Origin of the sequence: Rhizobium sp. IY2 (genome assembly GCF_047532935.1) — a bacterium.
In the GTDB taxonomy this organism is placed as follows: domain Bacteria; phylum Pseudomonadota; class Alphaproteobacteria; order Rhizobiales; family Rhizobiaceae; genus Rhizobium; species Rhizobium anhuiense.
The window spans coordinates 193,387-206,718 of sequence record NZ_JBLKNU010000007.1; the positions used below are offsets into that span (position 1 = coordinate 193,387).

Sequence of the window (13,332 nt, forward strand, 5' to 3'; positions counted from 1 at the left end):
GGGTTTGGTTGGCGCCCCTTCGATGGAATAATCCGGCTCTGTTGCGGCAACGCTCGAGAGGACGCCGGCCGGACGATCCGAGGTTGACCGTCGACTACAACGTGCGCGTTCGCCCGAACGAACGCAGAAGAAGATTAAGAGAGACCGCGACTTTATCGATGTCGCGAATGTCCTGCGAATATTGACCAGTGTAGAGCTTCACGATCATGCTGTCGCGAGCAGAGCCAATGAGTTCGAAATACAGGTGGAGGTAGTAAGATTGCTTGTCACCGCCGCGACTTATGCTCCTGCGTCGTTGGGTGACCAGTCTGAGCTCAGATTTGAACGGAGCAAAGCCGGGCAGTTTAAGCACGACGGATTTGGATTGAAATCGGGACATGGTGGGGACCGCAACGACCGCCTTGTCCAAGGCCAAACTTACGATTTGGCCGGGTACATCGTCTACGATCGCGGGTTCATCGAGCTTGAAGGCATGAAACAAGCGTCGGGGTTTCTCAAAGCAGATGAGCGATGCGATGAGCAGCACGACGATATTGATACCTGACCACCAGGCCGCGACCGGCGAAAACTGGCCTTGTACATGCGCCGTTTCCGGGACGATGTTGACCAGCAGACCAAGGACGGTGATCATGATGATGCTTGCGATCCAGGCGAAGCTGTAGCGGTCGAACTGGTTCGACTCGTTGCCACTGCCCTTCGGCGTCACCCTGAACGGCTTGCCAAATGGTCTCACGAGACTGGAGACCACGGTAGGCAACATGCGGAATGTCGCAAAGGTCCCGACGGCGCTTGATATCACAGGCAGATAGCGCGTCGGCGTGATCCATAGCATAAGCAGAAAATACGCTGCCAGCAGCGGCACCTGATGAGACACATAATCGGCTATGTCAGTGAAATAGAGGGGGAGCAGGCCGAACCAGAGATAGACGATGGGGACGAGCAATATCATGAAGCGGACCAGATACTGCACCAGCCAGGACGCCGGCAGGAACATGATCCGTTGAAAGAGCGTCAATCCGGGGCCACGCAGCGGGCCATTATGCAGGTAAAGGGTTTGAATACCTCCCTGACACCACCGTTCGCGCTGCACAAAATAACCGGTTAGGTTTTCGGCAGCCAATCCCATCGACAGCCGCTCGTTCAGGTAGCGCGTTTTGTAGCCTTTGTTGAGCATTGAAAGAGTTGTCAGCAGGTCTTCTGTGATCGACTCCGTCGGGAATCCTCCTATTGCGTCAATGGACTTGCGGCGGGCAATCGAGCATGACCCGCAGCAGAAACTGACGTCCCAGGCGTCTCTGCTGGGCGCGATCTCGTCGAAGAACAAACGCTGCTCGTCCGGCCAGATATTCTCCAGGCCGAGGTTTGATTGCACCGGATCGGCGTTGAAGAAATGTTGAGGCGTCTGGACGATGCCGATGCTTTCGTCGCAAAAGAAGGGCAGCGTTCGGCGAAGGAAATGTCGATAGGGAACAAAATCGGCGTCGAAGACCGCAATAAACTCGCCCGAGCTGACCTTCAGCCCATTGTTCATATTGCCCGCTTTGGCGTGGTTGTTGTCGCCGCGCATGACGTGGATGACGTTCTTTTCTTCGCAATAGGCCTTCAGCCAGTCCCGGCGTTGATCGTCAAGCACGTACACATTCAATTTGTCGGGAGGATAATCCAGCGAGCGGGCGCCGATGATGGTTCGCTCGAGCACGTCGAGTGGCTCGTTATAGGTTGGAATGAAAACATCGACAGTCGGCAGCTCACGCTTGTCGCGCGCAAAGAAACCACGAGCCAGCCTGTCCGCTTCCGCGCTCCGGTCGACGTAGCGGCTCATCAATACCAGAAAAAGGATGACTTCGACGCACGCCAGAATCTCGACGACGAAGAGGATCCAAACCCAGTAGAAACTCGCACCGTTGTTGGGATAGGGAAGCACTGTCTCCGTCAAGCGCCAGAACATGTATCGCAATGCGACTGCAGCGACAAACGCGCAGGTCACCGCCCGTGTCCAGGTGTGACGGCGCGACCAATTGAACGGCCCCAGGCAAAAGAAGGCCAAAACGAGAAAGGTCGGAACCAGCGCTACAAGATACTGAACCACAGGCTTTTGACCCAGTTGGACACGTCGATGCCGTGCTTGGAAAACCTTACCTGCACTGTGCGCCCCACTTGGCAGGAGTTCGCAAAGTCGTCGTTCATGAAGGATGGATCAAGGCGAACCCGAATGCGGGCATTGCGCTGAGTCGACGGCGGCAAAGTGGCGGCAAAGGAATCGGTCTCGACCGAAGCCGAACTGCCTCTGACAGAAATGACCGTGCCCTTGAAGACATCGCTACGGCCGAACAAACGCACCTGCGCGACAAGTCCCGGATAGATCTCGTCATAATTGACCTCGGGAACAAGGATATCCACAAACAGCTCTCGACAGTCGAGGAGGCGCATCAACTCGTCATTCAGCACAACGTTCGAACCGCTGACGATACTCCTCGCCCAAACAACGCCGTCAAAGGGCGCTATCGCGGTTGCGGATTCAAGGCTGCTGACGCGATTTGCCTCTTTGACCAGCTGCTTTTGAACTTCGGTGGCTCGTGTTTCATTTTCCGCTATGCGCGAGTTCAAGTCGTTGATGCGAACGACTACCTCGTCTTCGCGCTGTCGCGAATAAGGCACGTCATTCTGCCCGTCGCCGAAGACAAAGATACCCTGGCGGACCGCATTGAGCCTTTGTTGCAATTGATCGACAGTCAGGTTGCTGATTTCGACCTCGCCGCCGGTCGCAGCGCCCGCGGCACGCGCGGCCTCAACCAGCTTCTGCGTGAGAATGCCTTTTGACTCGAGCTGCATCCGGCGGCTTAAGTCGACCTGGGCGACCAGATCCTGAGCTTGCGACACTTCGACTTTCTTCCGCAGGATTTCGACTTCGCGTTCGAGATTGGCAATGGTGGTCTGCTTGTAGACTTCCAATCTGGTAGACAATTCCTCGCGAAGCGCGGAGAGTTCCTCCCGTTCCTTTTTCAGTGCCGCGACGCGGTCGAGCGCCGTGTTGTGATCTGCCTCGAGCGACGCGAGGATTGCGCGATTGACGCGCGTATTTCTGATTTCTGCGAGGGATTGTCCCGCTTTGACCGGGCTGCCGACCTTGAGGGATTCTTCCGCAATTGTGCCATCGATTGGGGCATTAACGACCGCAAACCGCGCATTGACCGTGCCATCAAGGCTCGTAAAGCCGGTAATCGTCGGCAATGAAACGAGAGTCACCAGTGCCAGCAGCAGCAGGCCGACAACAATGCGTGTGATGCGATGGTTCCAGATCATGTTGGCATCCGAAGGTATCGCTTCTGCAGCATCCGCCCCAATCGAGCGGGGACAAACCGATGCAACTAATTCTTGTAATTTAGCGCATTGAAAAAAATAGACAAGTGATGGTCGTAAGCCTGAGGCAGAAGCAGGTCGGCTGTGGACGAAGTGCCGCATTGAAAGTCTACGGCGGCTGTTCGATCAGGGGCTTATTCCGGCCAAAACGCCTCGGAGCGATTGGGGCCTTTTGCGGTAGAACACGCAGCATCGCTCGGCTATAAAGTTCACGCCACGTTGGCCTTTTGGCGGTAACCGATGCCCAATCCTCCCGAATCCTCAGGCGAAAGCGTTGGCAAATCGAGCACGGGTGGCAATCAGCAAGCAGTTTCGGCAACGCAAGTGACCGCCTCGGATTCGCCGAGAACCACCCAGACCGACAGTCCGCAACTCCCTCACCGACCCTTCGTCCAAACTCGCCAGGCCGCGAGCAATCTGTTAGGTGCGCTGCGTCACGATTTGCAGGCAAGTCCTGTGCTGGCGAAGATCAAGTCGATGGCTTTGTTTTTGAGAACGAGGCTGACGAGGTCGATGCGGCTGGGAAGCACATCAGCTCTCACCAAATGGATGACGACTGCTCCGATCAAAGCCGGGCGCGGCATTCGCCATTGGCATAGCAAGCCGCGCGAAAGTCGCCGGCGCCGATGGCTTCCGGCGAACTGGTGGAAATTCGCTATGGGCTCGGCCTTGCTTGTGTGCCTCCTCATAGGCAGCGTGCTGGTGTGGGCACTAAAAGACGTGCCCTGGAGCGAGATTCGTGACGGAACGTTGAAGCCGATTGTTGTGCTGGAAACCGCTGACGGTGCGCCGCTCGTAAGGCAGGGACCTTATCAAGGGCCATATACGCAATACGACCAGTTCCCGTCCCATCTGATCGATGCCGTCCTTTCGATTGAGGACCGCCGGTTCATGGACCATTTCGGCGTCGATCCGAGAGGGATCGGGAGGGCGTTTCTCCGGAATTTAGAGGCTGGCTCGGTGGTGGAGGGGGGCAGCACCATCACCCAGCAACTCATCAAGCTGCAATACCTGGACAGCGATCGAACGATAAAGCGAAAGATACAGGAGGTTGTGATCGCAGTCTGGCTGGAGTGGAAGCTCGGCAAGCGGGAAATCCTGACGCGCTATCTCAACAGCGTCTATCTTGGCGCCGGCGCGACAGGCATGCCTGCCGCCGCGCGGATCTATTTCAACAAGGATATCGACGCCCTTAACTTGCCGGAATCGGCGATGCTGGCGGGGTTGCTGCGGGCTCCAAGTCAATGGAATCCCATCGACAATTTCGAAGGCGCCCGGCAGCGTAGCATGGTCGTTCTCGATGCGATGGCGACCAATGAAAAAATCACCGCGCCAGAGGCGGCGGAGGCCAAGGCGAGCTTTGCCAAGCTGCATCCAACGACGCCGACGCCGCGCTCGGGAAGCTGGTTTGCGGACTGGATTTCGCCGCAAGCGAGCGAAATCGCCGGCTCCTCGCCAGGTTCGACGTCGGTGCGAACCACGATGGTGCCGCAATTGCAGCAAATCGCCGAAAGGGTCGTGAAAGGAGCCTTGGACGGTGAAGGGAAGGCAGTCGGAGCATCGCAGGCCGCGTTGGTTGCGATGACGCCCGATGGCGCGGTCGTCGCGATGGTTGGCGGGCGCGACTACAAGGCAAGCCAGTTCAACCGCGCCGTCGCAGCGATGCGCCAGCCGGGTTCCACCTTCAAGCTATTCGTCTATTACGCAGCATTGAAGGCCGGGTTCACCTTGTCTGACCAGGTTCTGGACGCGCCAATTGACATCGATGGCTGGTCGCCAGAAAATTCCGGCGGCAACTATCGCGGTTGGGTAACGCTTGCCGAGGCGTTCGCGCGATCGCTCAATGCCGCTTCAGTCGCGCTTGCCGAAGAGGTTGGTTTAGACAATGTGATTGCCGCAGCGCGTGAACTCGGCATCGATGCACCACTCGCCAACACGCCGTCTTTGGCGCTTGGGACATCCGAAGTAAATCTGCTTAACCTCACCAGCGCCTATGCGTCCGTCCAACTCGGTAGGGCACCTGTCAAGCCCTGGGGCATCATCGACTTTCAAGCGGCAGGGCAGCCCAAGACATTTCGAGTTGGCTCACAATCAAAGCCGAACGTCGATCTTTCGCCCTACCAGTCCGATCTCCTCGGCCTCCTGCAGTTGGTGGTCGAGCGCGGTACTGGGCGTGGAGCGGACCCCGGCACGTTTGCGGCCGGCAAGACCGGCACGAGCCAGAACAATCGTGACGCCTGGTTCGTCGGCTTCACGGAAGCGCTTGTCGTCGGTGTCTGGGTTGGCAATGATGATGACGCGCCGATGAAGGGGGTGACGGGCGGCGCCCTGCCAGCGCATATTTGGCGGGATTTCATGCGCCAGGCGACGGCCGAACCTCCGCTGAATGGCGTGCGATCGACAGAAGCGGCAAGCGATGGTCAAGGCGCACCGCAGTCCTGTAACATCACCGCCTGCTCGCGCAGTTACCGCTCCTTCCGGCCGTCCGACTGTACCTATCAGCCATATTCCGGCGGCCGGCGGCTCTGCGAAAAGTGACGTGGCGCGCGTAACGAGGAGTCTGCAATCACCTCTTTACAGCTAACATGTCAGTCTGCTACATCTAATCTCAACAATCGGGAGGAAGCATATTTGACCCAGAAATTCGGCCTGTCAGTCGCTCTTGCCACGCCGTTTGACAGCAATGGCGATATTGTGATCGATGCGATGATCGTGCAGGCAAGGCGAAGCCTCGCTGCAGGATGTTCCAGCGTAACCCTGTTCGGAACGACGGGTGAAGGTTCCTCCATCGGAAGCCGGGAACGTGACCGCGTCCTCGCGTCTTTCCTCGATGCGGGGATCGCGGCAAAAAACATCATCGTCGGTGTGCTGGTCGATGCCGCCGAGGATGCGGCGATCCAGGCAGATCATGCTCTTTCCCAGGGCGTTCGTAATATTCTTCTTGCCCCGCCGTCCTATTTCAAGAATGTCAGCGACGACGGTGTCTTCCAGTGGTTTTCGGCCGTCTTCGCCATTCTGGGAGACAAGGCGCGGGACATCATCGTCTACAATCTTCCCTCGCTCACCATGGTCCCGCTGACCGTGTCGCTGATCGGACGGCTGCGGACCGCCTTCCCCAATATCGTGACAGGCGTCAAGGATTCTTCCGGCGACTGGCCGTATACCGAAAGCCTGCTCAAGGCGCATGGCGATCTCATTATCCTGGTGGGCGATGAACGGCATCTTGCCAGGGGCGTGCGGCTCGGCGGCCAGGGGGCGATCTCCGGCATGGCGAATTTTGTGCCCCGCGACGTCAAGCTGATGGCCGAAGAAGGCAAGGACGATCCCCGCATCGAGGGTTTTGTGGCCGAGCTGCTCAAATATCCTGTTGTCCCGGCCGTGAAAGCCATGATGGCGCACGTGGCGTCCGAAGAGATCTGGCTTGCGGTGCGCCCGCCGCTCGCTTCAATATCCGCCGAAGGGCAGGCGCAGCTCGCTCTTGCTTTCGATCGTCTTTTCCAGTCGAAAGCGGCATAGGTCAGACATGTTTCGGGAAGAGGCGATGGACGAAACGGACGAGCAGCCAACGCTGCGGGAAAAGGCGTATGCGAGCTTCACGCGCCATCTTCTTGCGCGTGACGTGCGTCCCGGCCAGTTCGTCTCCCAGCGCCGTCTCGTCGAGCTGACGGGACTGACGCTCGGCGCCATCCGTGAGCTCATCCCGAGGCTCGAAGCCGAAGGGCTGATCAAGACGGTCCCCCAGCGGGGTTTGCAGATTGCTCATATCGACCTCAACCTCATTCGCGAGGCCTTCCAGCTGCGCGTGTTCCTGGAGAAGGAGGCCGTCGCGCTTTTCACCCGCTCTGCGTCTGACGAGACGATCGCCGGGCTTTTGAAGCAGCATCGGGATATCGCCGATGCCATTCGAAGCGGCGATACATCGCACGAATTGGAAGTGCACGCGCAGGCCGTCGATTGGGGTATGCACGACGCCTTTATCGATGCCCTGGGAAATTCCATCATTTCGAACGCCTATCGGGTGAACTCGATCAAGATGCGCCTGATCAGTCAGGATCGTTTTCGCATCGAAGGTCACGTCGGACCTGTCATGGGCGAGCACCTGAAAGTGCTCGAGGCGATCGAACGACGATCGGCGGAGGACGCCGTCAACAGCCTTGTCGCACACATCAATCATGCAAGAGATCGTGCGCTCAGGATATAATCGGAAATAAACAGCCGGGGGTGAGGAGATCGCCGGCAAAAGGAGGAGGAATCACATGTCATCGTTTTTGAATCCGACGAGACGCGGCTTTCTGGCGGGCACAGCCGCTTTTGGGGCGAGCAGCATGCTCGGCATGCGGCTCGCATCGGCCGCCGTCTACTGGAAGCGTTTTGCCGGCACGACGCTCGAAGTCAACCTGGTCAAGAGCCCGCGCAGCGAAATACTGCTGAAGTACCTGTCCGAGTTCGAGGCGCTCACCGGCATCAAGGTCAATGCCGAAGCGACGCCCGAACAGCAGCAGCGCCAGAAGACGACGATCGAGCTCAGCTCCGGCAAGCCGAGTTTCGACGTCGTGCATATGAGCTACCATGTCCAGAAGCGGCAGTTCGAAAAGGGCGGCTGGCTTGCCGATATCAGCGGTTTCCTCAAGGACCCTTCGCTGACCGACCCGTCCCTGACGGAGGGCGATTTCGCCGAAGCCGGCCTCGCCTTCGCCAAGGACGCCGGAGGTGTTCTGCGCTCTCTTCCCTTTTCAGTCGATTACTGGATCATCTACTGGAACAAGGCGCTGTTCGAGAAGAAGGGGCTTGCTTACCCCTCGAGCTTCGAAGAGCTGGCAAGTGCTGCGGAGGCACTGACCGACGCTTCGACCAACACCTATGGCTTCGTTGCCCGCGGCCTGAAGAACGCCAATACGCCGGTCTGGACGTCGCTGCTGCTCGGCTATGGTTCGAGCCCGCTCGGCCCTGACGGCAAGCTGCGCACGACATCGCCGGAAGCGATCGATGCGGCCAAGCTTTACCAGAGACTGATGACCAAAACCGCCCCTCCCGGCGTCTCCGGCTTCAACTGGGCGGAGGCGCAGTCGGCCTTCCTGCAGGGCAAGATCGGCATGTGGCTTGATGGCGTCGGTTTTGCACCGCCGATCGAAAATCCGGAAAAGTCACGCGTCGTCGGCCAGGTCGGTTACGGCATCATGCCGAAAGGCCCGAAGGCACAGGCCGCAGGCACCTTCGGCGACGGCCTTGGTGTCGTCGCAGCAAGCCAGAAAAAGGAAGCAGCCTACCTCTTCTGCCAATGGGCGATTTCGCATGAAATGGGCGCCCGTCTGCTGCAGGCCGGCGCCGGCGTTCCTTTCCGCCAGTCCGTCCTCGAGGATGCGAAGGTCCGCGAAGGCGTCAAGATGCCGGGCGCATGGCTTGATGCCGTCGTCGGTTCGGGCAAGATCTCGCAGCTCGCGTTGCCGGTCATCATTCCGGTCACCGAGTTCCGCGACATCTATGGCGTCGGTCTCACCAACATGATCGGCGGCGCTGATCCCGAAACCGAACTGAAGGCAGCGACGGCACAGTTCGAACCCGTCCTGGCGAAAAGCGAGGGATAATGGCCTCGGCAAGCATCGAAACATCAGCAGCGGCCAAGGCGTCGAAAGGAAGGAGCAAACCGGATCGGTTTGCTCCCAACTACTGGCCCTTCGTCATCCCGGCGCTCATCGTCATATCGGCCGTGATCGTCTTTCCATGGGTGTTTACCGTGTGGATGAGCGTCAACAGCTGGACGCTCGGCCAAGCGCAGGTCTTTGCGGGGTGGGACAATTATGTGCGCCTCGCCGGTGACGTGCGCTTTTGGGAGTCGCTGTGGCATACGGTGCTCTATACGACGCTCTCCGTAGTGGTTCCCCTTTTTCTGGGAACGCTCGCCGCGCTGATCTTCGATGCTCAATTTCCGCTGCGCGGTCTCATCCGCGGCATATTCGTGATGCCGATGATGGCCACACCCGTCGCCATCGCACTCGTCTGGACGATGATGTTCCATCCGCAGCTCGGCGTTCTCAACTATCTCCTCTCCCTCATCGGCATCGGTCCCCAGGAGTGGATCTACAATCAGAGCAGCGTCATCCCGTCGCTGGTGCTGGTCGAGACCTGGCAATGGACGCCGCTTATCATGCTGATCGTGCTCGGCGGCCTGGCGGCGGTTCCGCGCGAACCTTATGAAAGTGCGGAGATCGACGGCGCCAATGTCTGGCAGAAATTCCGTTATCTGACGCTGCCGATGATCGCGCCTTTCCTGATGATCGCCGTGATCATCCGCAGCATCGATGCAGTGAAAAGTTTCGACATCATCTATGCCATGACCCAAGGCGGCCCCGGCACGGCGTCGGAAACGATCAACATCTATCTCTACAACACCGCTTTCGCCTATTACGACATCGGCTATGGCTCGGCGATGGCGGTTGTCTTCTTCATCCTCATCGTCCTGCTTTCTTTCGTCCTTATGATGCTCCGGCAGCGCGTGAACTGGTCCGACGGGGAGGCACGCTGATGAAGCGCAAGACGCTCGATCGCATCGGACTGCTGTTCGTCGCCCTGGTGATGATCTCGCCGGTCGTCCTGTTCTTCCTCTGGATGATCTCGCTGTCGCTGAAGTATGAAATCGACAACGGCGCCTATCCGCCGATCTTCATCCCGGAGCGCTTGGCCTGGTCGAACTATCTGAAAGTTTTCGAGGAGAACAATTTCTTCCTCTATCTCTGGAATTCGGTGCTGGTGACGGGTGCGGCCACGCTTCTGGCGCTGCTGATCGGCGTGCCCGCCGGATATGGCATCGCCCGGCTGAAGGCGGAGAAGTCCGCGATGGTCATCATGATCGCGCGCATGACACCGGGCCTTTCCTTCCTGATCCCGCTCTTCCTGCTGTTCCAATGGCTGAACCTGCTCGGCACGCTCTTGCCGCAGATCATCATCCATCTTGTGGTCACCGTGCCGATCGTCGTGTGGATCATGATCGGCTATTTCGAGACGACCCCGATGGAGCTGGAAGAGGCTGCAAGCATCGACGGCGCGACACCCTGGCAGGTTTTCCGCCTGGTCGCCTTGCCGATCGCAAGGCCGGGCATCGTCGTCGCCTTCATCCTGTCGGTCATTTTTTCCTGGAACAATTTCGTCTTCGGCATCGTGCTCGCCAGTCGCGAGACGCGCACGCTTCCGGTCGCGGTCTACAACATGCTCTCGTTCGAACAGGTCAGTTGGGGTCCGCTCGCGGCAGCCGCATTGATCGTCACCTTGCCGGTGCTGATCTTGACGGTGTTTGCGCAACGGCAGATCGTGGCAGGCCTGACGGCCGGAGCCGTCAAGTGAGCGGGTGAGACGACGGTTTTGACGACTTCTGCCTTCGACCCGCCTCCCGGTCAGGCGCGCCGCGTTTTGTGCGTCGGCGCGGCGGTTATGGATACGTTGTTTCGTGTGCGCTCGTTACCGACCGGCCAGGGCAAATTTCTGCCCTATGATATGCTGCAGATTGCCGAGGGCATGGCATCGAGCGCCGCCTTTGCCGTTGCCCGGCTTGGCGGCCATGCCAGCCTTTGGGGCGCGGTCGGCGATGACGCCACCGGCGACCGCATCATTGCCGACCTCGGCGAGAGCGGCATAGACACGAGCGGTATGGTGCGTGTGGCAGGCGCCCGCTCGGCCGTCTCGACGATCCTTGTCGATGATCAGGGCGAACGCTTGATCGTGCCTTTCTACGATGCTGGCCTGCACGAGACGGTCAAGCCGGTCACAAAACAGGACATTTCCTCCTTCGACGCGGTGCTGGTCGACGTCCGCTGGCCGAAGCTTGCGCTGCGGACGCTGTTGGCAGCGAGAGAGGCGGGCAAGCCGGCCATTCTCGATGGCGACGTTGCCGGCGATGGCGTGGTCGAGATGCTTGCGCCGGCGGCGAGCCACATCGTGTTCTCGCAACCAGCCGCTGAGCGGCTTGCGGGAACGGCCGACCCGGTGACAGTCGTCGGCCTGCTGAAGCAAAAGTTCGAGCATGCCTTCATCAGCGTCACGGCTGGCGAAAATGGCTGCTTCTGGTTCGATGACGCAACCGGCGAAGTCTGCCATCTTGCCGCTCCAAAGGTGAGAGCGGTCGATACGCTTGCAGCCGGGGATATCTTCCATGGCGCTTTCGTGTTGGCTATCGCGGAAGGCATGCCGATCGAAGAGACGATGCGCCTGTCGTCTATGGCGGCGGCGCTCAAGTGCCAGGTCTTCGGCGGTCGCACCGGCGCGCCGACCAGAGCCGAAGTCTGCAAGGTGCTTCAAGATTGGCGCCCGGCGGTGGCGACGATGAAAGTGATCACACCGGAAGAGTTGTGACAATCCAGGCAGCAACGTCGTTAATGGTGAACGCCATGGAGGTGTTCACTTGATCACGCTTGTGCTGCCACCCAAAGGCGACCAAGCCCATGCCGCCGGGTCACGGCCCTCAATCCCATATCCTCGGCCCGAGAACCGCCCACCTCGAACCTGATGCTGTCGCCAGCATTGCGCCAGTCCGCAGGTGATCGCCGGCCGCAAATGTTCATTTGAACATTTCATTCTTGCAAAGTGAACTTCGCCTGTTACCATCGGGCTCACGTTCGTAGCGGGAGGCTTCGGACCGACAACAAGTGGGAGTGAGGATGAACAAGATCGCTTTTTTCCTGTCCGCAGGATTGACCAGCCTATCGTTATCCGTTCCGGCAATGGCAGCCACGAAGATCCAGTGGTGGCACGCAATGGGCGGCGAGAATGGCGCGAAGCTTGAACAGATCGCCAAGGGGTTCAACGCATCTCAATCTGACTATGAGATCGTTCCGGTATTCAAGGGCACCTATGACGAGACGCTGACGGGCGCCATTGCTGCGTTCCGCGCCAACCAGCAGCCCGCAATCGTACAGGTCTATGAAGTTGGTACCGGCACCATGATGGCAGCACAGGGTGCGGTCTATCCCGTTTACCAGTTGATGAAGGACGAAGGTGAGGCCTGGGACCAGAGCAAATTCATTGCTCCGGTCGTCGGTTACTACTCTGACACCAGCGGCAACGTTCTGTCCTTGCCGTTCAATTCCTCGACGCCGATCCTGTATTACAACAAGGATATCTTCAAGAAAGCAGGGCTTGACCCGGAAACGCCGCCGAAAACATGGGCGGACGTTGAAGCCTTTTCGCGGACGATCATGAAGTCCGGCGCAGCTAAATGCGGTTTCACCAGCGCCTGGATCTCCTGGATCCAGACTGAGAACCTGAATGCCCTGCACGATAAGCCGTATTCTACCAAGGCCAACGGTTTTGGCGGCTTGGACGCAGAATTCACCTTCAACAATGATCTCACGATCCGCCATTGGGGCAATCTGAAGAAGTGGCAGGACGAGGGGCTCTTCAAATTTGGAGGACCTGGCGGCGGCGATAACGCTCCTCCGATGTTCTATTCTCAGGAATGCGCGATGTACATGAATTCGTCCGCCGGTCGGGCAGGGGTCATCAACAACGCAAAGGCTTTCAAGGTCGGTTTTGCGCCGCTTCCCTACTATGACGACGTTATTCCGCAGCCGCTCAACTCGATTATCGGCGGCGCCACTCTCTGGACACTGAAAGGTCGCCCGGAAGAGGAGTACAAAGGTGTCGCGAAGTTCTTCACCTACCTGCAGAAGCCGGAAGTCCAAGCCGATTGGCATCAGTTCTCGGGCTACCTGCCGATAACGGAGGCTGCCTATAAGCTGGGCCAGGATCAGGGCTATTACGAGAAGAACCCCGGAGCAGATATCGGCATCAAGCAACTGACGCGGGTGACACCCACCGACAATTCCAAGGGCATCCGTTTCGGCAACTACGTCCAGGTGCGTGGCATTATCGACGATGAGTTTGCGGCCTTGCTGGGCGGGAAGAAGACGGCGAAGGAAGCAGTTGATTCCGTGGTCGCAAGAGGCAACGAACAGCTTCGCGATTTCCAGTCCGCCAACTAAT

Annotated in this window: 10 protein-coding genes; 8 read left to right on the plus strand and 2 right to left on the minus strand. The window is 58.7% G+C overall.

Translation table 11 applies throughout. The features are described from left to right. Nucleotides 1–94 precede the first annotated feature (94 nt). On the minus strand, nucleotides 95–2,089 hold the full coding sequence (locus tag ACMUVN_RS21740; protein WP_047619057.1) for a glycosyltransferase: 1,995 nt from the start codon (nucleotides 2,087–2,089) through the stop codon (nucleotides 95–97). After that, complete coding sequence (locus ACMUVN_RS21745) at nucleotides 2,071–3,303, minus strand: HlyD family secretion protein (RefSeq protein ID WP_047619055.1); 1,233 nt, start codon at nucleotides 3,301–3,303, stop codon at nucleotides 2,071–2,073. The genes ACMUVN_RS21740 and ACMUVN_RS21745 overlap by 19 nt, the downstream gene beginning before the upstream one ends. Before the next feature lie 297 nt (nucleotides 3,304–3,600). Between ACMUVN_RS21745 and ACMUVN_RS21750 the strand changes: the two genes are divergently transcribed. The 8 genes from ACMUVN_RS21750 to ugpB all read left to right on the plus strand — a co-directional run bounded on the left by ACMUVN_RS21750 (nucleotide 3,601) and on the right by ugpB (nucleotide 13,331). Beyond that, a complete protein-coding gene (locus ACMUVN_RS21750; RefSeq protein ID WP_132575472.1) occupies nucleotides 3,601–5,898 on the plus strand; it encodes a PBP1A family penicillin-binding protein in 2,298 nt (765 codons plus the stop codon). 93 nt (nucleotides 5,899–5,991) lie between these two features. Next, nucleotides 5,992–6,876: a dihydrodipicolinate synthase family protein gene (locus ACMUVN_RS21755; protein WP_414815442.1), complete on the plus strand. Its 885-nt coding sequence runs from the start codon at nucleotides 5,992–5,994 to the stop codon at nucleotides 6,874–6,876. A gap of 7 nt (nucleotides 6,877–6,883) precedes the next feature. After that, nucleotides 6,884–7,561: a GntR family transcriptional regulator gene (locus ACMUVN_RS21760; RefSeq protein WP_174824481.1), complete on the plus strand. Its 678-nt coding sequence runs from the start codon at nucleotides 6,884–6,886 to the stop codon at nucleotides 7,559–7,561. A gap of 55 nt (nucleotides 7,562–7,616) precedes the next feature. Then, complete coding sequence (locus tag ACMUVN_RS21765) at nucleotides 7,617–8,945, plus strand: ABC transporter substrate-binding protein (protein ID WP_132575468.1); 1,329 nt, start codon at nucleotides 7,617–7,619, stop codon at nucleotides 8,943–8,945. Continuing rightward, nucleotides 8,945–9,883: a carbohydrate ABC transporter permease gene (locus tag ACMUVN_RS21770; RefSeq protein ID WP_132575466.1), complete on the plus strand. Its 939-nt coding sequence runs from the start codon at nucleotides 8,945–8,947 to the stop codon at nucleotides 9,881–9,883. The genes ACMUVN_RS21765 and ACMUVN_RS21770 overlap by 1 nt, the downstream gene beginning before the upstream one ends. After that, entirely contained in the window at nucleotides 9,883–10,698 is an 816-nt protein-coding gene (locus ACMUVN_RS21775; RefSeq protein ID WP_027664817.1) for a carbohydrate ABC transporter permease, read from the plus strand. Before ACMUVN_RS21770 ends, ACMUVN_RS21775 begins: the two co-directional genes overlap by 1 nt. 18 nt (nucleotides 10,699–10,716) lie before the next feature. Continuing rightward, nucleotides 10,717–11,703, plus strand: a complete 987-nt coding sequence (locus ACMUVN_RS21780; RefSeq protein WP_047619043.1) for a sugar kinase — start codon at nucleotides 10,717–10,719, stop codon at nucleotides 11,701–11,703. Nucleotides 11,704–12,008: 305 nt separating this feature from the next. Then, complete coding sequence (gene ugpB, locus ACMUVN_RS21785) at nucleotides 12,009–13,331, plus strand: sn-glycerol-3-phosphate ABC transporter substrate-binding protein UgpB (RefSeq protein WP_028758677.1); 1,323 nt, start codon at nucleotides 12,009–12,011, stop codon at nucleotides 13,329–13,331. The last annotated feature ends 1 nt before the right edge of the window (nucleotide 13,332 follow it).